39 protein-coding genes are annotated in these 23258 nt (G+C 33.1%); 36 read left to right on the plus strand and 3 right to left on the minus strand.

The window, feature by feature from the left end; all coding sequences use genetic code 11:
• From rplP to ABV008_RS07255, 32 genes are all read left to right on the plus strand, one after another.
• The coding region (gene rplP, locus ABV008_RS07100; protein ID WP_352419127.1) for a 50S ribosomal protein L16 at positions 1–253 on the plus strand (253 nt) is incomplete at its 5' end.
• Positions 243–446, plus strand: coding sequence for a 50S ribosomal protein L29 (gene rpmC, locus ABV008_RS07105; RefSeq protein WP_074350974.1), 204 nt, complete (start codon positions 243–245; stop codon positions 444–446). The genes rplP and rpmC, both read left to right, overlap by 11 nt.
• A 26-nt stretch (positions 447–472) precedes the next feature.
• Complete coding sequence (gene rpsQ / locus ABV008_RS07110; RefSeq protein WP_352419128.1) at positions 473–727, plus strand: 30S ribosomal protein S17; 255 nt, start codon at positions 473–475, stop codon at positions 725–727.
• A 30-nt stretch (positions 728–757) separates the two neighbouring features.
• Positions 758–1126, plus strand: coding sequence for a 50S ribosomal protein L14 (gene rplN / locus ABV008_RS07115; protein WP_352419129.1), 369 nt, complete (start codon positions 758–760; stop codon positions 1124–1126).
• A gap of 15 nt (positions 1127–1141) precedes the next feature.
• A complete protein-coding gene (rplX, locus tag ABV008_RS07120) occupies positions 1142–1450 on the plus strand; it encodes a 50S ribosomal protein L24 (protein ID WP_352419130.1) in 309 nt (102 codons plus the stop codon).
• 30 nt (positions 1451–1480) lie between these two features.
• Positions 1481–2023 (plus strand): 50S ribosomal protein L5, encoded by a 543-nt coding sequence (rplE, locus tag ABV008_RS07125; protein ID WP_352419131.1) that lies wholly within the window; start codon positions 1481–1483, stop codon positions 2021–2023.
• Positions 2024–2041: 18 nt separating this feature from the next.
• Positions 2042–2227: a type Z 30S ribosomal protein S14 gene (locus ABV008_RS07130; RefSeq protein WP_352419132.1), complete on the plus strand. Its 186-nt coding sequence runs from the start codon at positions 2042–2044 to the stop codon at positions 2225–2227.
• Positions 2228–2259: 32 nt separating this feature from the next.
• Entirely contained in the window at positions 2260–2658 is a 399-nt protein-coding gene (rpsH, locus tag ABV008_RS07135; protein WP_352419133.1) for a 30S ribosomal protein S8, read from the plus strand.
• A 39-nt stretch (positions 2659–2697) separates the two neighbouring features.
• Entirely contained in the window at positions 2698–3237 is a 540-nt protein-coding gene (gene rplF / locus ABV008_RS07140) for a 50S ribosomal protein L6 (protein ID WP_352419134.1), read from the plus strand.
• Positions 3238–3254: 17 nt separating this feature from the next.
• Positions 3255–3623, plus strand: a complete 369-nt coding sequence (gene rplR / locus ABV008_RS07145) for a 50S ribosomal protein L18 (RefSeq protein WP_352419135.1) — start codon at positions 3255–3257, stop codon at positions 3621–3623.
• Positions 3624–3640: 17 nt separating this feature from the next.
• Positions 3641–4147 carry a 30S ribosomal protein S5 gene (gene rpsE, locus ABV008_RS07150; protein WP_352419136.1) on the plus strand — a complete coding sequence of 169 codons (507 nt, stop codon included), beginning with the start codon at positions 3641–3643 and terminating at the stop codon, positions 4145–4147.
• A 12-nt stretch (positions 4148–4159) separates the two neighbouring features.
• Positions 4160–4336: a 50S ribosomal protein L30 gene (gene rpmD, locus ABV008_RS07155; RefSeq protein WP_352419137.1), complete on the plus strand. Its 177-nt coding sequence runs from the start codon at positions 4160–4162 to the stop codon at positions 4334–4336.
• A 24-nt stretch (positions 4337–4360) separates the two neighbouring features.
• Positions 4361–4804, plus strand: coding sequence for a 50S ribosomal protein L15 (gene rplO, locus ABV008_RS07160; protein ID WP_352419138.1), 444 nt, complete (start codon positions 4361–4363; stop codon positions 4802–4804).
• A gap of 1 nt (position 4805) precedes the next feature.
• Entirely contained in the window at positions 4806–6086 is a 1281-nt protein-coding gene (gene secY, locus ABV008_RS07165) for a preprotein translocase subunit SecY (RefSeq protein WP_352419139.1), read from the plus strand.
• 38 nt (positions 6087–6124) lie between these two features.
• Positions 6125–6772: an adenylate kinase gene (locus ABV008_RS07170; protein ID WP_352419140.1), complete on the plus strand. Its 648-nt coding sequence runs from the start codon at positions 6125–6127 to the stop codon at positions 6770–6772.
• Positions 6773–6774: 2 nt separating this feature from the next.
• Positions 6775–7521, plus strand: coding sequence for a type I methionyl aminopeptidase (gene map, locus ABV008_RS07175; RefSeq protein WP_352419141.1), 747 nt, complete (start codon positions 6775–6777; stop codon positions 7519–7521).
• A gap of 21 nt (positions 7522–7542) precedes the next feature.
• Positions 7543–7824 carry a KOW domain-containing RNA-binding protein gene (locus ABV008_RS07180; RefSeq protein ID WP_352419142.1) on the plus strand — a complete coding sequence of 94 codons (282 nt, stop codon included), beginning with the start codon at positions 7543–7545 and terminating at the stop codon, positions 7822–7824.
• A gap of 30 nt (positions 7825–7854) precedes the next feature.
• On the plus strand, positions 7855–8073 hold the full coding sequence (gene infA / locus ABV008_RS07185; protein WP_352419143.1) for a translation initiation factor IF-1: 219 nt from the start codon (positions 7855–7857) through the stop codon (positions 8071–8073).
• A gap of 15 nt (positions 8074–8088) precedes the next feature.
• The gene (gene rpmJ, locus ABV008_RS07190) at positions 8089–8202 is read left to right on the plus strand and encodes a 50S ribosomal protein L36 (protein ID WP_352419144.1); all 114 of its coding nucleotides are present in this window, start codon (positions 8089–8091) and stop codon (positions 8200–8202) included.
• A gap of 217 nt (positions 8203–8419) precedes the next feature.
• A complete protein-coding gene (gene rpsM / locus ABV008_RS07195) occupies positions 8420–8785 on the plus strand; it encodes a 30S ribosomal protein S13 (RefSeq protein WP_352419145.1) in 366 nt (121 codons plus the stop codon).
• 23 nt (positions 8786–8808) lie between these two features.
• Entirely contained in the window at positions 8809–9207 is a 399-nt protein-coding gene (rpsK, locus tag ABV008_RS07200) for a 30S ribosomal protein S11 (protein ID WP_352419146.1), read from the plus strand.
• 26 nt (positions 9208–9233) lie between these two features.
• Positions 9234–9857, plus strand: a complete 624-nt coding sequence (rpsD, locus tag ABV008_RS07205) for a 30S ribosomal protein S4 (RefSeq protein WP_352419147.1) — start codon at positions 9234–9236, stop codon at positions 9855–9857.
• A 64-nt stretch (positions 9858–9921) separates the two neighbouring features.
• Positions 9922–10869, plus strand: coding sequence for a DNA-directed RNA polymerase subunit alpha (locus tag ABV008_RS07210; protein ID WP_352419148.1), 948 nt, complete (start codon positions 9922–9924; stop codon positions 10867–10869).
• Between the two features lie 24 nt (positions 10870–10893).
• A complete protein-coding gene (gene rplQ / locus ABV008_RS07215) occupies positions 10894–11235 on the plus strand; it encodes a 50S ribosomal protein L17 (protein ID WP_352419149.1) in 342 nt (113 codons plus the stop codon).
• A 505-nt stretch (positions 11236–11740) separates the two neighbouring features.
• The gene (locus ABV008_RS07220) at positions 11741–12577 is read left to right on the plus strand and encodes an energy-coupling factor transporter ATPase (protein WP_352419150.1); all 837 of its coding nucleotides are present in this window, start codon (positions 11741–11743) and stop codon (positions 12575–12577) included.
• Positions 12568–13431, plus strand: a complete 864-nt coding sequence (locus tag ABV008_RS07225) for an energy-coupling factor transporter ATPase (protein WP_352419151.1) — start codon at positions 12568–12570, stop codon at positions 13429–13431. Before ABV008_RS07220 ends, ABV008_RS07225 begins: the two co-directional genes overlap by 10 nt.
• Positions 13424–14221, plus strand: a complete 798-nt coding sequence (locus ABV008_RS07230; RefSeq protein ID WP_352419152.1) for an energy-coupling factor transporter transmembrane component T family protein — start codon at positions 13424–13426, stop codon at positions 14219–14221. The genes ABV008_RS07225 and ABV008_RS07230 overlap by 8 nt, the downstream gene beginning before the upstream one ends.
• A gap of 12 nt (positions 14222–14233) precedes the next feature.
• Positions 14234–14968 carry a tRNA pseudouridine(38-40) synthase TruA gene (gene truA / locus ABV008_RS07235; RefSeq protein ID WP_352419153.1) on the plus strand — a complete coding sequence of 245 codons (735 nt, stop codon included), beginning with the start codon at positions 14234–14236 and terminating at the stop codon, positions 14966–14968.
• 158 nt (positions 14969–15126) lie between these two features.
• Positions 15127–15555 carry a 50S ribosomal protein L13 gene (gene rplM / locus ABV008_RS07240; protein WP_352419154.1) on the plus strand — a complete coding sequence of 143 codons (429 nt, stop codon included), beginning with the start codon at positions 15127–15129 and terminating at the stop codon, positions 15553–15555.
• A gap of 23 nt (positions 15556–15578) precedes the next feature.
• Positions 15579–15971, plus strand: coding sequence for a 30S ribosomal protein S9 (rpsI, locus tag ABV008_RS07245; protein WP_352419155.1), 393 nt, complete (start codon positions 15579–15581; stop codon positions 15969–15971).
• 195 nt (positions 15972–16166) lie between these two features.
• The gene (gene cwlD, locus ABV008_RS07250; RefSeq protein WP_352419156.1) at positions 16167–16880 is read left to right on the plus strand and encodes an N-acetylmuramoyl-L-alanine amidase CwlD; all 714 of its coding nucleotides are present in this window, start codon (positions 16167–16169) and stop codon (positions 16878–16880) included.
• A 402-nt stretch (positions 16881–17282) separates the two neighbouring features.
• Entirely contained in the window at positions 17283–17930 is a 648-nt protein-coding gene (locus tag ABV008_RS07255) for a phosphatase PAP2 family protein (RefSeq protein WP_352419157.1), read from the plus strand.
• A gap of 69 nt (positions 17931–17999) precedes the next feature.
• Here ABV008_RS07255 and ABV008_RS07260 read toward each other — a convergent pair whose 3' ends face one another.
• Positions 18000–19073, minus strand: a complete 1074-nt coding sequence (locus tag ABV008_RS07260) for an AI-2E family transporter (protein WP_352419158.1) — start codon at positions 19071–19073, stop codon at positions 18000–18002.
• A 106-nt stretch (positions 19074–19179) separates the two neighbouring features.
• The gene (locus ABV008_RS07265; RefSeq protein ID WP_352419159.1) at positions 19180–20016 is read right to left on the minus strand and encodes a putative ABC transporter permease; all 837 of its coding nucleotides are present in this window, start codon (positions 20014–20016) and stop codon (positions 19180–19182) included.
• A 147-nt stretch (positions 20017–20163) separates the two neighbouring features.
• Between ABV008_RS07265 and ABV008_RS07270 the strand changes: the two genes are divergently transcribed.
• Positions 20164–20901, plus strand: coding sequence for a TrmH family RNA methyltransferase (locus tag ABV008_RS07270; RefSeq protein WP_352419160.1), 738 nt, complete (start codon positions 20164–20166; stop codon positions 20899–20901).
• A gap of 102 nt (positions 20902–21003) precedes the next feature.
• Here ABV008_RS07270 and ABV008_RS07275 read toward each other — a convergent pair whose 3' ends face one another.
• On the minus strand, positions 21004–21435 hold the full coding sequence (locus ABV008_RS07275; RefSeq protein WP_352419161.1) for a C40 family peptidase: 432 nt from the start codon (positions 21433–21435) through the stop codon (positions 21004–21006).
• Between the two features lie 195 nt (positions 21436–21630).
• Between ABV008_RS07275 and yedE the strand changes: the two genes are divergently transcribed.
• From yedE to ABV008_RS07290, 3 genes are read left to right on the plus strand one after another with little or no spacing between them, the layout of a single operon-like run.
• Complete coding sequence (yedE, locus tag ABV008_RS07280) at positions 21631–22770, plus strand: YedE family putative selenium transporter (protein ID WP_352419162.1); 1140 nt, start codon at positions 21631–21633, stop codon at positions 22768–22770.
• Complete coding sequence (locus ABV008_RS07285; protein WP_352419163.1) at positions 22763–22972, plus strand: sulfurtransferase TusA family protein; 210 nt, start codon at positions 22763–22765, stop codon at positions 22970–22972. The genes yedE and ABV008_RS07285 overlap by 8 nt, the downstream gene beginning before the upstream one ends.
• A gap of 8 nt (positions 22973–22980) precedes the next feature.
• Positions 22981–23256, plus strand: a complete 276-nt coding sequence (locus ABV008_RS07290; protein WP_352419164.1) for a putative Se/S carrier protein — start codon at positions 22981–22983, stop codon at positions 23254–23256.
• Positions 23257–23258 lie beyond the last annotated feature (2 nt).

Genomic DNA, 23258 nt, shown 5'->3' on the forward strand with positions numbered 1-23258 from the left:
CTGGATAAAAATATTCCCAGATAAACCTATAACACAAAAACCTGCTGAGACTCGTATGGGTTCTGGTAAAGGTTCACCAGAATACTGGGTAGCTGTAGTTAAACCAGGAAGAATTCTATTCGAAATGGCTGGAATTCCTGAAGATACTGCTAGAGAAGCTATGAGACTAGCAGCACATAAATTACCTATTAAAACTAAATTTGTCACTCGACAAGATGTAATTGAAGAGGGTGGTGAAGCTAATGAAAGCTAATGAAATTCGTCAAATGACTGCTCAAGAACTTGATAACAAACTAAACGATTTAAAAGCTGAACTGTTTAATCTAAGATTTCAATTAGCTACAGGACAGCTTGATAACCCAATGAGAATTAAATCTGTTAGAAAAGATATTGCGCGTGTTAAAACAATAATTAGGGAAAGAGAAATAAAACAGATTAACGCATAGTTGCAAGGGAAAGGAGGGCTAGCCTAATGCAAAGAGGAAACCGAAAAGTTAGAACTGGTAAAGTTGTAAGCGACAAAATGGATAAAACAATTGTAGTTGCAATAGAAACATTTGTTGCACATCCTTTATACGGAAAGATGGTTAAAAGGACTACAAAATTTAAAGCTCATGATGAAAATAATGAATGCCGCATAGGCGATAAAGTTAAGATAATGGAAACTAGACCATTGAGCAGAGAAAAAAGATGGAGACTAGTTGAGATAATAGAAAAAGCAAAATAATCCTTGGTATCGATGAAAGGAGGGTAATAAATGTTACAACAAGAATCACGTTTAAAAGTAGGAGATAATTCTGGAGCTAGAGAATTATTAGTCATAAAGGTTCTAGGTGGAACACGTAGAAAGTATGCTAATATAGGCGATGTAGTAGTAGCTACTGTTAAAAGTGCAACACCTGGTGGTGTTGTTAAAAAAGGTGAAATAGTAAAAGCTGTTATAGTTAGATCTAAAAAAGGTGTTAGAAGACAAGACGGAAGCTACATTAAATTTGATGAGAATGCAGCTGTAATAATAAAAGATGATAAATCACCAATAGGTACTCGTATTTTCGGACCAGTTACAAGAGAGCTAAGAGATGGTAACTATATGAAGATAATATCATTAGCACCTGAAGTATTATAAGAGGAGGTGTAGGTAATGCATGTTAAAAAAGGTGACACAGTAGTAGTTATTTCAGGTAAAGATAAAGGTAAAAAAGGAAAAGTACTTGCTGCTATTCCAAAAGATAATAGAGTTATTGTAGAAGGTATAAATATGCTTACTAAGCATAAGAAACCAAATCAGCAATTACAACAAGGCGGAATAATTCATCAAGAAGGACCAATACACGTGTCAAACGTAATGCTATATTGTAATAAGGATAAAACAGGTGTTAGAGTCGGACATAAATTTTTAGAGAATGGTGAAAAAGTAAGAGTCTGCCGAAAATGCGGTGAAGTTTTATAGTTAAGCTACAGTTGAAAGGAGGTTCACAAAATGGCAACACGCCTTAAAGAAAAATATATAAATGAAGTCGTTCCAGCATTAATGGAGAAATTTAAATATGAAAATATAATGGAAGTACCTAAGCTAGAGAAAATTGTCTTAAACATGGGCTTAGGAGCAGCTAGAGATAACCCAAAATTGTTAGAATCAGCTGTAGAAGAACTAGGCATTATATCAGGACAAAAACCAATAGTAACTAAAGCAAAAAAATCTGTAGCAAACTTTAAAGTTCGTGAAGGAATGCCAGTTGGTTCAAAGGTAACATTAAGAGGAGAAAAAATGTTCGAGTTTCTTGATAAACTAATGAACATTGCGTTACCAAGGGTTAGAGACTTTAGAGGAGTTTCTGCAACATCATTTGATGGTAGAGGAAACTATGCTTTAGGAATTAAGGAACAGTTAATATTCCCTGAAATTGATTACGATAAAGTAGATGCTATAAAAGGTCTAGACATAATTGTTGTGACTACAGCTAAAACTGATGAGGAAGCAAAAGAGTTCTTAGCACTTATGGGAATGCCCTTTAGAAAGTAATGGAGGAGGCGATATAGAGTGGCTAAAAAGTCAATGATTATAAAACAAAACAGAAAGCAAAAATTCAGCTCTAGAGAATACAATAGATGCAGAATTTGCGGAAGACCACATGCCTATTTAAGAAAGTTCGGAGTTTGCCGTATTTGCTTCAGAGAACTAGCTTACAAGGGACAGATTCCTGGAGTAAAAAAAGCGAGCTGGTAATAGATTGTTAAAATGGAAGGAGGTAGACTCGAATGGTGATGACTGATCCAATTGCAGATATGCTTACAAGAATAAGAAACGGGAACAATGCAAAACATGAGACTGTGGATATCCCAGCTTCAAATATGAAGAAGTCAATAGCTAATATCCTTTTAGAAGAAGGATTCATAAGAGGATTTGATGTAATAGAAGATGGAAAGCAAGGCATTTTAAGAGTACAACTTAAATATGGAAAAGATAATGAGAAAATAATTTCTGGATTAAAAAGAATATCTAAGCCTGGTTTAAGAGTTTATGTAAAAGGCGATGAAATACCTAGGGTTCTAGGAGGGCTAGGAATAGCAATTATTTCAACATCTAAAGGAGTTATTACAGATAAAGTAGCAAGAAAAGAAAGCGTAGGCGGAGAAGTAATCTGCTACATTTGGTAATAGATAAAAGACTGATTTAAAGGAACAGGAGGTGCAGTCATGTCAAGAATAGGTTTAAAGCCGATAACTATACCAAGTGGTGTGGAAGTAAAAGTTGATACAAATAACTATGTAGTAGTTAAAGGCGCAAAAGGAAAACTAGAACAACAACTTGATAAAGAAATTAAAATTGATATAGAAGACAATGTAATTCATTTATCACGTCCAACTGAACAAAAAAGACATAAATCTTTACATGGTTTAACTAGATCATTGTTAGCTAACATGATTGAAGGGGTTATTAATGGATACACTAAGAGCCTTGAAATCGTTGGAACAGGCTATCGTGCTCAAAAACAAGGTAAAAAGCTAGTACTTACTTTAGGCTTTTCTCATCCAGTTGAGATGGAAGATCCAGAAGGTATTGAAGTTGAAGTGCCAGCTGCTACAAAGATAATTGTTAAGGGCATTGACAAACAACAAGTTGGAAATTATGCTGCAGTAATTAGAGACTTAAGAAGACCAGAACCTTATAAAGGTAAAGGTGTAAGATATGAAGGCGAAGTAGTAAGACGTAAGGAAGGAAAGACAGGTAAGTAGGAAAGGAGTGAAAACAGGTGCTTAATAAAGTAAATAGTAATGTAAAAAGACAAAAAAGGCATTTAAGAATAAGAAAGACTGTAAATGGAACTCCTGAGAGACCAAGATTAAATGTGTATAGAAGTTTAAATCATATATATGCGCAAATAATCGATGACAAAGCAGGAAGAACTTTAGTATCTGCTTCTACACTCGATAAAGACTTAAAAGAAAAGCTAGAGACAACTGGAAACAAAGGAGCAGCCAAAGAAGTTGGTAAATTAGTTGCTGAAAGAGCTCTAGCTCAAGGAGTTAGTGAAGTCATATTCGATAGAGGTGGATATATTTATCACGGAAGAGTTAAAGAACTTGCAGAAGGTGCAAGAGAAGGCGGATTAAAGTTCTAGATGAAGGAGGGAAAATAATGCAACATGGTCGTATAGATGCTGGCGAATTAGATTTAAAAGAAAGAGTAGTTAGTATAAATCGTGTAACTAAAGTTGTTAAAGGTGGTAGAAACTTCAGATTTAGTGCTCTAGTAGTTGTTGGAGATGAAAATGGACACGTTGGTGTAGGAATGTCTAAAGCACTTGAAGTTCCAGAAGCTATCAGAAAAGCAATCCAAGATGCTAAAAAGAATTTAATAAAAGTACCTACTGTAGGTACAACAATTCCTCATGAAACAGTTGGAGAGTTTGGAGCAGGAAGAGTATTACTTAAACCAGCTTCAGAAGGTACTGGAGTTATAGCTGGAGGTCCTGTGCGTGCTGTTATCGAGCTTGCAGGTATCAGAGACCTTAGAGGTAAATCCTTAGGTTCAAATAATCCTAGAAACATGGTAAATGCAACTATGGAAGCATTGAAACAGCTTAAGAGAGCTGAAGAAGTTGCAAGACTTAGAGGAAAAACTGTAGAAGAGTTATTAGGTTAGGGGGGAAATACCTTGGCTAAAATTCAAATCAAACTAATAAAGAGCACAATAGGAAGAGTAGAAGCTCATAGAAAAACTATTGAAGCCTTAGGACTTAAAAAAATAGGTCAAATAGTTGAGAAAGAAGATACTCCTCAAATTAGAGGTATGATAGAAAAAGTCAATTATTTAGTAGAAGTTATTGAGTAGAACTTTGTAAGAGGAGGTGCAACCATGAAGCTACATGAATTAAGACCAAATCAAGGTGGCGGAAGCAAGAAAACTAAAAGATTAGGTAGAGGTACAGCAACAGGACAAGGTAAAACTTCCGGTAAAGGACAAAAAGGACAAAAATCACGTTCTGGCGGCGGCGTAAGACCAGGTTTTGAAGGTGGACAAATGCCACTATATAGAAGACTTCCTAAAAGAGGTTTTACAAATATATTTGCTAAAAAATACGCTATCGTTAACCTTGGTGATTTAAATATATTTGAAGATAATGTAGAAGTAACACCAGAACTATTAATTCAATCAGGTATAATAAATAAGCTTGAAGATGGAGTAAAAATACTTGGTGATGGTGAATTAAATAAAAAATTAACTGTTAAGGCCAACAAATTCAGCAAATCAGCAGCTGAAAAAATTGAGGCTAATGGGGGAAAGGTAGAGGTGATCTAAATTGCTATCAACTCTTAGAAATGCATGGAAAATTCCGGATTTGAGAAAGAGAATTTTATTTACATTAGCCATGCTTGTAGTGTTTAGATTAGGCTCTAGTATTCCAGTTCCTGGAATAGACAGAAAAGTTATAGAATCCATGTTTGCTGCTAGCTCAGGGGGAATGCTAGATTTTCTAAACTTAATGGCAGGGGGAGCTTTCAAAGATTTTACAATTTTTGCGCTTAACATTTACCCATATGTAACTGCATCAATTATTATACAGTTATTGACAATTGCTATTCCAAGCTTAGAAGCACTAGCAAAAGAGGGCGAAGAAGGAAGAAAGAAAATCGCTGAATACACTAGATATGGTACAGTAATACTTGCATTGGTCCAAGCAATAGGTATCAGTGTAGGATTTTTCAACAAAGCCCTTATTAGTAGAGAATTCCTACCAGTAGCAGTAATTGTTTTAGTATTAACTGCTGGAACAGCGTTTTTAATGTGGTTAGGGGAACTTATTACTGAAAAAGGTATTGGAAATGGTATTTCACTAATAATATTTGTAGGTATCATTTCAAGAGCTCCTAGCGGATTGATAAATATGTTTAGACTAGTTGCAGCTGGAGAAGTAAATATACTTAAAGTAATTGGCTTCTTAATTGTAGCACTAGTAATTATAGTTGGAGTTATAGCTATACAAGACGGTACTAGAAAGATACCTGTTCAGTATGCTAAAAGAGTTGTAGGCAGAAAAATGTATGGAGGACAAAGTACACATATACCTATAAAAGTGTTAATGGCAGGAGTTATTCCTGTAATCTTCTCTACATCATTACTACAATTTCCTCAAATCTTGGCAATGTTTTTAAATCCTAATGGTAAGTTTGCTGCTTTTATTACAAAGTACTTTACACTAAACGGTGCTGTAGGAGCATGGATATATTCAATACTAAACATTTTATTGATTATATTCTTCACATACTTCTACACAGCAGTACAGTTTAATCCTATTGAGTATGCAAACAATTTGAAACAATATGGTGGATTTATACCAGGAATAAGACCAGGAAAGCCAACATCAGATTATTTAAGTAGAGTTATTTCAAGAGTTACGTTTGCAGGTGCAATAGCTTTAGCTATCATAGCAACACTACCAGTTATATTAGAAGCTTTCATTAAGCTCAATATACACTTCGGCGGTACAGGGCTGCTAATAGTTATAGGTGTTGCATTAGAGACTATGAAGCAAATTGAAGCTCAAATGATGATGAGACACTACAAAGGATTTTTAAAATAGCATAGAGATTCAAATAACACTCTTTGGAGATGATGTGATTGAGACTTATTTTACTAGGGCCACCTGGTGCAGGTAAAGGAACTCAGGCGGTTAACATAGTTGAGAAATATAAAATACCACACATATCAACTGGAGATATATTTAGAAAAAATATTAAAGAAGGTACAGACCTAGGAAAAAAAGCAAAAGAATATATGGATAAGGGTTTACTAGTACCTGATGATTTAGTGGTAGCCATTGTTAAAGATAGATTGACAGAAAAAGATTGCGTAGAAGGCTTTTTATTAGATGGCTTTCCAAGAACAGTTGTGCAAGCTGACTCTCTAGATGTTGAACTTAATGGTTTAAATTATGAGTTAGACAAAGTGATAAATATAGAGGTTAGCAAAGAAGAGCTTATTGATAGAGCAGTAGGCAGAAGAGTGTGTAAAGATTGTGGGGCAACTTATCATATAAAATTCAATCCTTCTAAAGTTGAGGGGAAATGTGATGTTTGCGGTGGAGAACTTATTCAAAGAAAAGATGATACTGTAGAAACAGTAACAAAAAGAATCGAAGTATATCTTGAGCAAACACAACCTCTAATAGATTACTATGGAAAAAAGGGTATACTAATTAACATTGATGGTAAACAAAACATTGATAAAGTATTTCAGGACATAGTAATATCATTAGGGAGAGAATAATAATGATAATTTTAAAAAGTGAAAGAGAAATAGAAATAATGTCTAGAGCAGGAAGGCTTGTTGCTGAAACACATGCCTTTCTCAAAGACATGATAAGGCCAGGAGTGACTACAAAAGAACTTGACGAAGCAGCAGAAGACTTTATCAGGAGTCATGGAGCGCTACCTGCGTTTAAAGGCTATAATGATTTTCCAGGAAGTATTTGTGCTTCTATTAATGAAGTAGTAGTCCATGGAATTCCTGGATTAAACAAGTTAAAAGATGGCGATATTATAAGTATAGATATCGGTACTATTGTTGATGGTTATTATGGGGATGGAGCAAAAACATTTCCAGTTGGTAATGTTTCTGACAAAGATTTAGAACTAATAGAAGTGACTAAACAGTCTTTTTATGAAGGACTAAAATATGCCAGAGTAGGCAATAGATTATCCGATATTTCACATGCAGTACAGAAATATGTAGAAAATAATGGTTTTTCGGTAGTTAGAGACTTTGTTGGTCATGGAATCGGTCAGAGAATGCATGAAGAGCCCCAAATACCAAACTTTGGACTACCAGGGAAAGGGCCTCGACTTAAAGCAGGAATGGTTCTAGCTGTAGAGCCTATGGTCAATGTAGGCACTTACCATGTAAAAGTACTAAGTGATAACTGGACAGTAGTTACGATAGATGGCCAAAAGTCTGCACATTATGAGCATACAATTGTTATTACAAATGATGAGCCATTAATCTTAACTAAGTTATAATCCATCGAAGAGGTGAATTACATGGAAACCACTAGTGATATTCATTTAGGTCAGGTGGTTAGATCTAAAGCAGGAAGAGATAAAGGAAAAGTATTTGTTGTATTAGACATAGTAGATGATGAATATGTGTTGATATCTGACGGAGACTATAGAAGAATAGATAGTCCAAAGAAAAAGAAGATAAAGCACTTAATAGTTTATAAAACTATTATAGAAGACCTTAATGATAAGTTAAGGGATCAACAAAAGATAAATAACGCATATATCAGAAAAGCTTTAGATCCATTTTATAAAGAGATATAATACCTATTGAACGGGAGGTTCGATTACCTAATGTCTAAAAATGATGTTATTGAGGTAGAAGGGACCGTAGCAGAAGCTCTACCAAACGCCATGTTTAAGGTAAAACTAGAAAACGGCCATGAAATACTAGCTCACATTTCTGGGAAACTTAGAATGAACTTCATAAGGATTTTACCAGGCGATAAGGTAACGATAGAATTATCACCTTATGATTTAACAAGAGGTAGGATTACATGGCGTAATAAGTAGCAAGGAGGGTTTACGGTGAAAGTAAGACCATCAGTTAAAAAGATTTGTGAAAAATGTCAAATTATCAAAAGAAAAGGCAAAGTTATGGTGATTTGCGAAAACCCAAGACATAAACAAAAACAAGGTTAATAAGAGAAGAATTACTTTTTTAGAATTCAATAATAAAATATAAAACAATAGTAATTATTCTCTATTCATGTTGTCAAATATTTAGTATAATATTTTAGTTGATACAAGTTTATCATTGCGGCTGCTTAAAATAAATTTTAGTTTCAGATTTCAAAGCAAATAGTATAGTTAGAATTAACTTAACTAGAATGCACAGTTTTAGGAGGTGTAAACTTTAATGGCTAGAATTGCCGGTGTTGACTTACCAAGAGATAAAAGGGTAGAAGTAGGATTAACCTATATATTTGGAATCGGAAGAGCTAGATCAAAAGAAATACTAGCTAAAGCCGGTGTTAATCCAGATACCAGAGTAAGAGATTTAACAGAATCAGAAGTTAATGAATTGAGATCAATAATAGACACATATATGGTAGAAGGAGACCTTAGAAGAGAAGTATCCCTTAACATCAAAAGATTAAGAGAAATTGGATGCTATAGAGGATTAAGACATAGAAGAGGTCTTCCAGTAAGAGGACAAAATACTAAGAATAATGCTAGAACTAGAAAAGGTCCTAAGAAACTTGCAGGTAAAAAAGGTAAATAGTAATAGTAAAGGAGGGACTTTGATTGGTAGCTAAAAAAGGTGCAAAAACACGTGTAAAGAGAAGAGAACGTAAAAATATTGAAAGAGGTCAAGCACATATCAGATCAACTTTCAATAATACAATAGTTACATTAGCTGATGCTAATGGTAATGTACTATCTTGGGCTAGTGCCGGACAATTAGGCTTTAAAGGTTCAAGAAAATCAACTCCATTTGCTGCTCAAATGGCTGCTGAAGAAGCAGCTAAAAAAGCTATGGAGCATGGACTTAAGACTGTAGAAGTATTTGTTAAAGGACCGGGAGCTGGTAGAGAAGCTGCGATCAGATCATTACAAGCAACTGGACTTGAAGTTAGTATGATTAAGGATACAACTCCAGTACCACATAACGGTTGTAGACCACCAAAACGTAGAAGAGTCTAGTGAATTGATATAGGAGGTGCACAAGAATGGCAAGATACACAGGTCCTGTTTGTAGACTTTGCCGTAGAGAAGGACAAAAACTCTACCTAAAAGGAGATAAATGTTTTACGGACAAATGTCCAGTAACTAGAAGAAACTATGCTCCTGGGCAACACGGACAAGGCAGGAAAAAAATATCTAACTATGGTATGCAATTAAGAGAAAAACAAAAAGTTCGTAGATACTATGGTATTTCCGAAAGCCAAATGAGAAAATACTTTGAAGTAGCAGATAAAAAAGTAGGAATTACAGGTGAAAACCTATTAAAATTATTAGAATCAAGATTAGACAATGTAGTATTTAGACTAGGATTAGCTGCATCAAGAGCTGAAGCAAGACAACTTGTTACTCATGGTCATTTTAGAGTAAATGGTAAGAAGGTTGACATCCCTTCATACTTAACTTCAGTTGGAGATTCTATAGAAGTTAAAGAAGGAAGCAAATCATCACCAAGATTTAAGGAACTTCAAGAGGGATTCCAAGGGAATGTAGTGCCATGGCTTCAAATTGACATTGAAAACATGTCAGGAAAAATTGTTTCTGAGCCATCTAGAGAAGATATCGATCTACCAATAGAAGAAACATTAATAGTAGAGCTATATTCTAAATAATAATTATTAGAATCAGTTACCCTCAAGATAGACTAATAAAGATTATAAGGAGGGTCAAGTCTAAATGATAGAAATAGAAAAACCAAAAATAGAGATTGTTGACATAAACGAAGACAACACTTATGGAAAATTTGTTGTTGAACCTTTAGAAAGAGGATATGGAACTACCTTAGGTAATTCTTTAAGGAGAATTTTACTATCGTCATTACCAGGAGCTGCAGTTTCTTCTATAAAAATTCAAGGTGTATTGCATGAATTCTCCACTATACCTGGAGTATTAGAAGATGTTTCAGAGATTATTCTAAACATAAAGAATATTGCTGCTATAATGTACTCAGATGAACCTGTAATGCTAAAAATAGAAGCTGAGGGTTCTGGAACCATTACAGCAGGAGATATTGTTACAGGTAGTGAAGTAGAGATATTAAATAAAGATCTACACATAGCTACTCTTGAAGATGATGCAAAACTATATATGGAGCTGGAAATGACAAGGGGCAGAGGCTATGTCCCTGCAGAGAGAAATAAGAAGGAAAACCAACCAATAGGTGTTATTCCAATAGACTCTATTTATACTCCTGTTAAAAAAGTGAATTTTAAAGTTGAAAACACAAGGGTTGGACAGATTACCGATTATGACAAGTTGACTCTTGAGGTTTGGACAGATGGTACTATAAAACCTGATGAAGCTACTTCATTAGGTGCTAAAATACTCAATGAGCATTTAAACCTATTTATTACATTAACAGAACATGTTAATGATGTTGAAATAATGGTTGAAAAAGAAGAAGATAAGAAGGAAAAAGTTCTTGAGATGACTATTGAAGAACTAGATCTTTCCGTTAGATCTTATAACTGCTTAAAGAGAGCGGGTATTAATACTGTTGAGGAATTAACACAGAAGAGTGAAGAAGATATGATGAAAGTAAGAAACCTTGGAAAGAAATCCCTTGAAGAAGTTCAACAAAAACTTGAAGAGTTAGGGTTAGGTTTGAAGAAAAGTGATGAGTAATACCAGCTTAAAGGAGGGATAAGGATGGCTAAGCTAAGAAAATTAGGACGCCCTACTGATCACAGAAAAGCAATGCTTAGAAATCTTGTTACAAGCCTACTTAGAAATGGCAAAATAGAAACAACTGAAACAAGAGCCAAAGAAACTAAGAGAATGGCGGAAAAAATGATTACTCTAGCAAAAAGAGGAGATTTACATGCTAGACGTCAAGTCTTGGCATATGTGTATGATGAAACAGTAGTTAAAAATTTATTCGATGACATAGCACCAAAATATGCAGATAGAAATGGTGGTTATACAAGAATGTTAAAACTTGGACCACGTAGAGGCGACGCTGCAGAAACAGTAATATTAGAATTAGTATAAGTGTTTTAGGGATTAAGTTGAAGCATTATAAACTTAGTCCCTTTTATTTTGGTGTAGGAAATATAATAGAAATATACACTCTCGGTTAGCAGTCGGGCTATGCAAATTTATTTGCTCGTTACACTCACATAAATTTGAAGCCCTTTGCATTTGACCTACCATCGATTCACTTCATGAATCGGGTTAGGTCATAATCTGATATGAATAATTCTATAGCTCATTCCAATTAAAAATCCTAAAATTCGCAAACTCACTTCGTTCAAACATGCGAATTTCTTAACGGATTTTTAATTTACATTCGCTAAGAATTATAGTCATATCCTGCAAATGTTCGCTTAATATTTCTATTATATTTCTATCACAATAATGAAAATTGATTATTTATTCTTTATCTGCGGTATGATATAATATAGAATTGTTGAAAAGAATAGAGTTTCGTTGAATATAGCAATAACATGTGTTAAACTTAAGTGGTACATAATGTATGTTATAGAGAGGGATATTAATGACAGATACAATGATAAAGATAGAAAATGTAACTTATGAATATACTACAACTGAAGATAAAGAATTTGCAGCATTAAAGGATATTAGCCTTGAGATAAAAAAAGGTGAGTTTCTAGTGGTCCTTGGACACAATGGTTCTGGAAAATCCACCCTTGCTAAGCTAATGAATGCGCTTTTATTACCTACAAGAGGAAAAGTTTATGTAAATGGTATGGATACTACAGATACGAACAAGGTATGGGATATAAGACAAACAGCAGGTATGGTATTCCAAAACCCAGATAATCAGCTAGTAGCTACTATAGTTGAAGAGGATGTAGCATTTGGTCCAGAAAATCAAGGAGTAGAGCCTAAAGAAATAAGAAAAAGAGTAGATGAAGCATTAGATATTGTAGAAATGGGACAGTATAAAAAACATGCTCCTCATTTACTATCAGGTGGACAAAAACAGAGAATAGCAATAGCGGGCATACTAGCTATGAACCCTGATTGTATAGTATTAGACGAGCCCACAGCTATGCTAGATCCTTCAGGAAGAAAAGAAGTAATGAGTACAATAGAAAAATTAAATAAAGAAGAAAAAAAGACTATTGTCCACATTACCCATTATATGGACGAAGCAGTAAATGCAGATAGAATAGTAGTTATGGAAGAGGGACAAATAGTATTAGAAGGTACACCAAAGCAAGTCTTTAGTAAAGTAGAAGAATTGAAAAGACTAGGTCTTGATGTGCCACAAGTTACAGAGTTAGTATATGGTCTCAGGAAAGAAGGCATTAACCTTCCAGCTGACATATTAACAGTTGATGAATTGGTGGGATTACTATGTCAATAAAAATAGAAAACTTAACATTTATATATAATCAGAACACACCTTTTGAAGCAAAAGCTTTAGACAATATAAACTTAGAGATACATGAAGGTGAGTTTGTAGGACTAATAGGTCATACAGGCTCTGGTAAGTCAACATTAATTCAACATCTAAATGGACTAATAAAGCCTACCTCTGGCAAGATAGAAGTAGGAGGAACTGATATAACCTCTAAGGGTACCAGCTTAAAAGAAATACGTCAAAAAGTAGGACTTGTATTTCAGTATCCAGAGCATCAGCTGTTTGAGGAAACTGTATATAAAGATATTGCATTTGGGCCACAAAATTTAGGATTATCCCAAGAAGAAGTAGATAAAAGAGTAAGAGAAGCTATGGAGCTTGTAGGACTAGATTTTGAAGCTGTTAGTGAAAGATCCCCCTTTGAGCTTAGTGGTGGTCAAAAAAGAAGAGTCGCTATAGCTGGTGTAATCGCCATGAAACCTGAAGTTTTAATACTAGATGAGCCTACTGCTGGACTTGATCCTAAGGGAAGAGATGATATATTAGGACAAATTCAAAACTTATATCAAAAAAATAAGATGACTATTATTTTAGTTTCTCATAGTATGGAAGATATAGCCAAATTGGTAAACAGAATCATTGTAATGTATAAGAGCAAGGTAGCTATGACGGGTACTCCTAGGGAAGTATTTAAGAGAGCTACTGAGCTTGAAAGTCTTGGATTAGGGGCTCCGCAGATAACATATTTTATGAAAGCCTTTAAGAGTAAAGGACATGATATTAGAGAAGATGTACTTACCGTAGAAGAGGCAAAGGAAGAAATATTAAGATATTTAAGGAGAAGTGAAAATGCTTAAGAATATTACCATAGGTCAATACTTTCCAGGAGAAACAATTATTCATAGATTAGATCCTAGGGTAAAGTTACTAGGAACATTCGCATTTATAATAGCCTTATTTTTTATTAATAGTTTTTATCCTTATATATTAGTAGTAACATTTATTCTAGGTACAATAAAGCTATCTAAAGTTCCTTTTGGCTATGTGCTTAAAGGATTGAAGCCTCTATTTTTGATAATATCAATTACTTTCTTGATAAATCTGTTTATGACAAAAGGTGAGATGCTTTTTGAAATAGGACCTTTAGATGTTACGAAAGAAGGGTTAAGGCAAGCTACTTTTATGGCATTGAGACTAATATTCTTAGTTATGGGTACATCACTTTTAACACTTACAACCTCACCAATTTCATTAACTGACGGAATTGAAAGGCTACTAAAACCCTTAAGTAAAATAGGTGTACCAGCCCATGAGCTAGCCATGATGATGACCATAGCCCTTAGATTCATACCAACCTTATTAGAGGAAACAGATAAGATTATGAAGGCTCAGATGGCAAGAGGAGCAGACTTTGAAAGTGGAAACATAATGAAAAGAGCAAAGAGCCTAGTCCCACTACTAGTCCCACTTTTCGTAAGCGCATTTAGGCGTGCAGACGAGCTTGCCATGGCAATGGAAGCAAGATGCTATAGAGGTGGAGAAAATAGAACTAGAATGAAGGAATTAAAGTTTGAGAAGTCAGACATGGTGGCATTAAGTATAACTGGTATTTTTATAGCAATAATAATCACATATAGATATATTTAAGAGGGTAAAATTATGAGGAATATAAAGCTCATAATAGAATATGATGGGACTAATTATTTTGGCTGGCAAAAGCAGCCTAATCAAAGGACTATTCAAGAGACTATAGAAAACTCCATAAAAAAGATAACAAAAGAAGATATTGATATATTTGGCTCTGGTAGAACCGATAGAGGAGTTCATGCAAGGGGACAAGTAGCAAATTTCTTTACAAATGCAAGAATACCTGAAGATAAAATTAAGGATGCTATTAATAGTGTCTTACCAGGTGATATAGTCATAAGTCATTCAGAAGAGGTTGATGAAGCATTTCATTCAAGATACAGTGCAAAGGGTAAAGAATATAGATATATTTTTTTCAACAGAAGAATACCAAGCCCATTACTGAGAAATTATGCTTATCATATACCACAAAAGCTTCATTTTGACTTAATGGAAAAATCTCTAGCTGATTTTATAGGAACTCATGATTTTAAGTCCTTTATGGCTTCAGGAAGTTCAGTAAAGGATACTATTAGGACAATAAATAATGCATCATTAAATAAAAATCATGAGATAATTGAGCTGAAGATTAATGGAAATGGATTTCTATATAATATGGTTAGAATTATAGCAGGTACTCTAGTAGATATAGGTATAGGAAAGATAAGTAGAAATGATATACCACAAATAATAGCGTCAAAAGATAGAAAGAAAGCAGGTCATACTGCACCACCACATGGTTTATATCTAGAAAATGTATTCTATTAGTATAGATAAATATAAATAAATTGCCGATTTATTGAAAATGACTTGACACACGTGGAAGGTTGTATTAAAATATAAAGGTATGTTAGCATAAAAAATCCACTAGCCCCGGATTTTTATATAAATACGTTTAACTCATCGGTTTACAAGGAGGGAAATAGATGAAAAGTTTTATTGCAAAGCCTAATGAAATTGAAAGAAAATGGTATATTATTGATGCTGAAGGAAAAACACTAGGAAGACTTAGTACTGAAATCGCAAGTATATTAAGAGGAAAACATAAACCAATATTTACACCACATGTTGATACAGGAGATTATGTAATAGTAATCAATGCAGAAAAAGTTGTATTAACTGGCAAGAAATTAGAGCAAAAAGCATATAGATACCATACAGGGTATGCAGGTGGACTTAAAGAAATTTCTTATGGCAAGCTAATGGAAAAGAATCCAGAGAAGATTATTAGTTTAGCAGTTAAAGGCATGCTACCTAAAAATTCTTTAGGAAGATCTATGTTCAAAAAATTAAAAGTATACAAAGGTTCAGAACATAAACATGAAGCTCAAAAACCTGAAGTTTATGAAATATAGTTCAGGAAGGGAGGATACTGTAAATGGCTAAGGTTCAATACTACGGTACAGGTAGAAGAAAAAAATCAATAGCAAGAGTAAGATTAGTTCCAGGTTCAGGGAACATAACTGTAAATAAAAGAGATTTAGAAGAGTACTTTGACTATGATACACTAAAAGTGTTAGTTAAAGAGCCTCTTACTATAACAGATACATTAGATAAATATGATGCATTAATTACTGTAAATGGTGGTGGATTTACTGGTCAAGCAGGAGCAGTAAGACACGGAATATCAAGAGCTTTAATTAAAGCAGACCAAGAACTAAGACCAATACTTAAAAAAGCAGGCTTCTTAACAAGAGACCCAAGAATGACAGAAAGAAAGAAATATGGTCTTAAAAAAGCAAGAAGAGCATCACAATTCTCAAAGAGATAGAAAATTGTCGACATACACAAAAGTATGTTTACAATTACAAAGTTTGTTCACGAAAGATACAGAGCGTCAGACTGGGAAACCAGCCTGGCGTTTTTTTTATATCCTTTAACACAATAGTAATATCTTCATTAACATAAAAATAGTATTAAGTATTATCATATTTTAAAGGCAAAGATGTTAAGGGGTGTTAGATTTATGAAATTAGTAATAATAAGAAAAGAAGTATTATTAGTTTTACCTTTACTATTACTAGGTATAGCTTTTATAATTATGGAAAAGAATCACTCAGTACCTACAATGTACCTACCTATTACAAATAAAGTAATAGCAGTTGATGCAGGACATGGGGGAGTTGACCCAGGAGCAGTAGGAAAACAAGGAATTAAAGAAGATGAGATAAATCTTCAAATAGCCTTAAAGCTTAGAAGTTTAATAGAAGAAAATGGCGGAATAGTTATACTTACAAGAAATGATGGACAGGGTTTATATACTGATGACTCGTCAACTCTTAGAGAAAAAAAGAACGAAGACCTTAGAAATAGAAGATTAGAAGTTAATAATAGTCAGGCTGATATACTGTTATCTATACATCTAAATAGTTTTCCACAAACCCAATATTATGGGGCTCAGACATTTTACAAAGAGGGATGTGAGAAAAGCAAGAATTTAGCATTATTAATTCAAGAAGAATTACGGAATGTACTAGATAAAAATAATAAAAGAGTTCCACAGTCAAGAGATACAATATATCTAATCAGGGAATCAGAAGCACCAGCAGTGCTAATAGAATGTGGATTCCTATCAAATCCTGAAGAAGAAAGGAAATTAAGTGATTCTAAATACCAACAGAAAATAGCTTGGGGAATTTATATAGGTGTAATGAGATACTTTAATGAGTATGGAGATTAAATAAAAGAGGACTTATTTCCTAAACAAACATTTCAATCGATAATGAATATCATAATATACTGCAATAAATAAAGTGTGAATAATTTATGTGGATAACTTTTAAGGCTGTGGAAAACCAATTATTATGTAAAGCACCACCAAGTATTGCTTTTTATTATGTGACTATATATGTTTACATAAGTTATCCACCTACGATTGTGGATAATGTGGATAACGTGGATAAAATATTGATAATCTATTTCAATTGTAACAACTAGGGAAAAAGTACTAAACAAAATGGTTTTTTATGATACAATTAAGACTTTGAAATTTATTAATTATATAATAAAATATGAATATGCTATGATAAATGGAAATATGCCTTTCCAATAACAAAAGAAATGACAGGGGGCTAATTATACAATGAAAAATAAACCTATTATATTAGGCGCCATGATTTCCTCAGTGCTATTAATATTATTCATATTTCTTGCCATAAAGATATCTTCAGCAGATGGAGGAATATATTTTGACCAAAATATAATATCCTCAATTCATAAAAATATTAATCCAGCAATAAAGAACTTTATGGTAGTAGTTAGTTTTTTAGGCTCTGCAAAATTTTACTTTATAATAGGACCATTTTTGATTTGGTTTTTAGTGAAGCGTAGGCATTTAATAGAACTTTATGCTATATTAATATCATTATTAGGTGGCTATGGTTTAAATGAGGCGTTAAAAGCTTTTTTTGGAAGACATAGACCCTATGAATATTTCTTAGTGCAACAGAAAGGGTTTAGTTTTCCTAGTGGGCATGCTATGATAACACTTTGTTTCTATGGAATGGTAGCATATCTATATTTGAGAAACAAAAAGTTAGACTCAAAAAAGATATTTATCTGGCTAATTACTATAGTTTTCATTGGGCTTACAGGCTTTAGTAGAATATATCTGGGTGTACATTGGCCAACAGATATAATAGCAGGATATAGCGCTGGTTTTATATGGATATATATATGCATATTAGGCGTTGAAATTGCACATAAAAGATTAGAACATAAAAGCTACTAAATTAGTCAATTTAGTAGCTTTTATATAACAGAGATTCCTCATCTCATTTAGGTTGTTTTTTTGTATTATTTAAAGTTTTATATTTTTAGCTGTTAGCTTCGCATCTATATATTTTTGAAGCATTGTTTTAATAACTGCAGCAATAGGGACAGCAAGAAGCATTCCCATTACCCCAGCTAGTCCACCACCAAATAACACAGCAGTTATTATCCAAAATGGGCTTAGGCCTACATGCATCCCCAATATTTTTGGCCCTAAGTATAAACCATCAAATTGTTGAAGCAAGAATATAAATATAAGTACCCATAAGGCTTTTATTGGACTATAGAATAGAGTAATCACAGTAGCAGGTATCATACCTATAAATGGTCCAAAGTAAGGTATCATATTAGTTACTCCTACTATAGTACTTAAAACTAGAGCATAAGGTGTTCTTAGCATTGCCAAACCTATAAAACACAATATACCTATAATAGTTGAATCAATTATTTTCCCAATCAAATAACTTGAGAATACTTCATTTGATTCCCTTCCTATACTAATGATATTTTCTGCTTTCTCCTGTGGAAACAAAGAATACATTAAAGCTTTTGTTTGCTTTTTAAATAATTCTTTGTCATACAACATATAAATTGATATCACAAGTCCCATAAGAAAATTCATAAGACTTGAGGTAATCGCTGAAGTAATATCAATAAGCTGAACTATAGTTTTGTTTAACAAAGGATTTAAAGTAGCAGTTATTTGATCAATAATATTTGCAAGATTTTCATAGAGATAGTCAGTTACTCCAAATCTGTCTAGAATACCAAAGTTTAAAGTATGTGTGTTGAAATATTCTTCTGTAATCTTAATATAGTTTGGAATTTCTTTAAATAAGTTTCTTAAGCCTATTACTATCTTAGGAGCTAAGATTGTAATAATAAGTGTTACAAAAAGCAAAAGAAATATATAGACTATTAATATGCTCCATATCCTTTTCAGTTTAAACTTACTTTCGACATAGCAGAGTAAAGGATTTAAAATATAAGCAATAGCAAAAGCCCATATAAACGGTCGAAAAAGCTTAGTGTATGGAGCTAAAGAGCCAGGGACAGTAATAAATCTAAACAAAAATATAGATATAATTATAATAGGCAGCAAATGTAGATAATTCCTTCTTCTTTTTATGGCAATCCACCCCTTAAATAGTCATTACTTTTATTATACCACTTGACAGGTATAAATCTCGTATGACATGATATTTTGTTTATTTATTAATTTCTTTTTTTAGCTCATTAAGAGCACGTTTAAATCTGTCTATTTTTAAGTGAGGAAAAGCTTTTATAATTCTTCTATGTGAAAAACTTCGTTTTTGAAGTAATTCTTCATATTCTACCTTAAACTCTTTAATTTTATTTTTAGCTTCAGTTAGTATCTCATGTATATCTTCTCTTTTTTCGTTCAATACTCCTCCTACATTAGTTACCATTTCCCTTTTTTCTTGAATCAATTTTTCTTTTATGGCAGCCTTATCAATATTTTCTAGCTTTTCTGTCAAATCTCTAAGCAATTGGTTTAGCTTTAATATACCAGATACTGTAGTGATAAGGTCTATTGTCATCCCAATAAATATGAAAGAAGTCAAAGTGTATACAATAGAAGTTGGAATAGAGTGTATTAGACCTTTAATAAATGGGTGAATAAATAGAACAACAATTGAAGCTACAACTCCCCAAATAACAGAGAAACTTAAACAAACATAACCACTTAAGTTATATGGCTCGTTACTATAGTCCCACCATTTTGCATGAAATATTTTTTCTAGCAAATATCCAGTTATATATTCTAGAACAGAAGTAACAAATAATGCACCAAAAAATAAAAAGATAATATTATTACTAACTGGTATCAAGAATAAAAGAACTAATAGAACACCAAATCCATAAATAGGGCAATAAGGACCAGCCAAAAATCCACGATTAACGAACCTTTTCTCTTTCCAATATGCAAAACCTACTTCTGAAAGCCATCCCAAAAAGGAATAAATAATAAAATAACCAAAGATTTCTTTAATAGGAATAGAAAGAAAATAAATGTTATCCATAAAAAAACCTCCTTTAACATATGAGTATTATAGCACAATAGAAAAAAGAAGAATATCAAAAAATCATATATTCAAATGAAAAAAATAGTATAATAGTATTAAGACTTAAATCATGATTATACAAAGAAAATAGCGGAGGTAAATTTGATGGACGTTCAATTAAAATCATATAAGAAGGATTTTGAGTATTCATATTCACTAGGTGTATTTCCAACATTGGAATTGATTAATAATAAAAGAGAAGAAGTACTAATGGTTTTATTGAGCTCTTCTGGCAAGGAAAATGAAGGTGTAAAAAAAATAATAGACTTATGTAATAGGCATAACATTCAAGTTCAAATAAATGATAAAGCTATAAACAGAATATCAAAAAAAGAAAACAACTATGCAGTAGGAGTATTTAAGAAATATAAGCAAAAGCTAGATAATAATAGAAATCATATTGTACTAGTAAATCCTAGCGACATGGGTAATCTAGGGACCATTATAAGAACTGTCTTAGGTTTTGGAATAAAAGATTTGGCTATTATAAGACCTGGTGTAGATATATTTGATCCTAAGGCAATAAGAGCATCTATGGGGGCAGTATTTAAGCTTTCATTTCAGTATTTTGATGACTTTAACAGTTATAGTAATACATATAAAAATGACATATATACATTTATGCTTAATGCAAAAAAGAGTTTACCTGAAATTCATACAGACTTAAATAAGCATTTTTCCTTAGTTTTTGGAAATGAAGGAAGTGGACTTGGAGACGAATTTAAAGACATAGGCACAAGCGTAATAATTCCCCATAGCAATGAAATAGATTCTTTAAATCTATCCATCGCTGTGGGGATAGCAACCTATGAGTTTACTAAAAATTTAGAGATTCTTTCCTAAAGCTCAGGATGACAACTTATATGTCATCCTGAAAGCACTTTATAAATTTTATAGGAACAGTTATATTTGCTTCTCTAAGTATGACTGCAATAGTAGTACTATTTATTCTATAACCCTTATTGCTCCTCTAAATCTTCTTCTCCAGTGACGTTCAAGCTTACTAATAAGTAATCCACTCTTAGGAGACATATGGACAAATTCTCTATTACTTATCATGATTCCTGCATGAGTAATTACATCGTGACTAATTACAAAATAAGCCAAATCAAGAGGTTTGAGTTCATCTATACTGACATCTCTGCAACCTAAGCTTTTAATTCCCCGAACATACCTTTCAGGGTCAGTCCTATACCATTCTTTTTCTATAGGTTTACCATCGTCACCAGGAATATCTACTCCGAAATCTTTATAAAAAAGTTGTATAAAGCCTAGACAATCAATACCTTCCTCAAGATTTCTCCCATTACGAAGAAATCTAGCAACTCTATATTTTTTTATGCCTTCGTAAATCTTTTCTTGGATATTGTCATTCATACAGGTTATCCCTCCAAAGTATGTATATAAAATAAAAGAACTCATATTACATAATATGAATTGACTTGTAAATAGTGAATAAACAATAGGATATTTTTTGCTTTTATATATAGGTATTTAGAAAATCTATTGAACAAGATTGCAATATAGATAAACTCAATTGTTAATTAAGTGACAAGCCTAATATAATTATATATGGTAGAAAATAAACATGAATGGAGTGATAACATGAGGAATGCAAAATGGAAGATAATAGGCTCAGGAGCAGTTTTGGGCATATTGGCAGCACTACTTGTAAAGTTTGGCAACCCAGTAAATATGGGAATATGTGTTGCATGCTTTTATAGAGACATTGCAGGAGCCTTAGGTCTTCACAGGGCAGCAGTAGTACAATATATAAGGCCTGAAATAATTGGATTTATACTTGGTGCATTTATATTTGCAAAGGCCAAAGGAGAATTTAAAGCAAGAGGTGGCTCTTCACCAATCATACGTTTTGTACTAGGATTTTTCATGATGATAGGAGCCTTAGTATTCTTAGGTTGTCCACTTAGAATGATTCTAAGACTTGCAAATGGAGATTTAAATGCATTATTAGGTTTAGCAGGCTATATAGTAGGTATCTTAATTGGTATACAGTTTTTAAAGAAGGGCTTTACACTAGGCAGAAGTACAAAACAACCTGAGGCATCAGGTTACATAATGCCCGCAATAGCAGTAGTATTATTGATACTTTTAGTAGTAGCACCTGCATTTATATTTTTTAGTACAGAAGGACCAGGATCCAAAACAGCACCTATTTTGCTATCATTAGCTGCAGGGCTTATAGTAGGATTAATGCTTCAAAGAACTAGACTTTGTACAGCAGGTGGATTTAGAGATGCATTTTTAATAAAAGACTTTCACTTTCTATGGGGAATAATAGGTGTATTTGTATTTGCACTAATAGGAAACTTAGTATTTAATCCAGCTGCATTTAAAATTGGCTTTGCAGACCAGCCAATTGCACATGCTGATCATTTATGGAACTTCTTAGGTATGGTTTTAGTAGGAATAACCGCAGTACTTCTTGGAGGTTGTCCATTAAGACAGACAATACTAGCAGGTGAAGGAGACACAGATGCAGCAGTAACCATACTAGGACTAATAGTAGGTGCAGCTTTTGCTCATAACTTTGGATTAGCTTCTAGTCCAGCAGGAGTTACACCAAATGGAAAAATTGCGGTTATAATTGGTATTGTAGCAATCATAGCTATTGCAGCATCAGTTGTGGCAACAGCAAATAAGAATAAAAAGAATTTCGTTCAAAAAGAAGGGGGTCAGGTAAATGGCTAATATAGTTGATGCAAGAGGAAGATCTTGTCCTGAACCAGTCATATTAACTAAAAATGCCATAGATAGTGGCTATGAAACCATAGAAGTTCTTGTTGATGCACAAGTAGCAGTTGAAAACATTAAAAGATTTGCCACTAGTCATGGATATACAGTAAATGTAGAAGAAAAAGAGGATGAATTTATTCTTAATTTAAGAAAATAGGTGAAGATGTGGAGAATTATTATTGTATAGTTACATTTCATACTACTAATCATGCACTTACATTTGAAAAGACATTCAAAGAAAAAGGAATAGATGTAAAACTAATGCCAGTGCCTAGACAAGTAAGTTCAAGTTGTGGAACAGCGGCACAGTTCCCCTGTGAGTTGAGGGATAAAATAGCTACCATGTGTCTAGAGCAGCATATTGAAATAGATGAAATACACAAAATTGAAGAAAAACATAGCAATGGATTATTATCAAGGCTATTTGGGCAAACAAGCTAGAG

The organism is Proteiniborus sp. (assembly GCF_040308045.1).
Classification (GTDB): domain Bacteria; phylum Bacillota; class Clostridia; order Tissierellales; family Proteiniboraceae; genus Proteiniborus.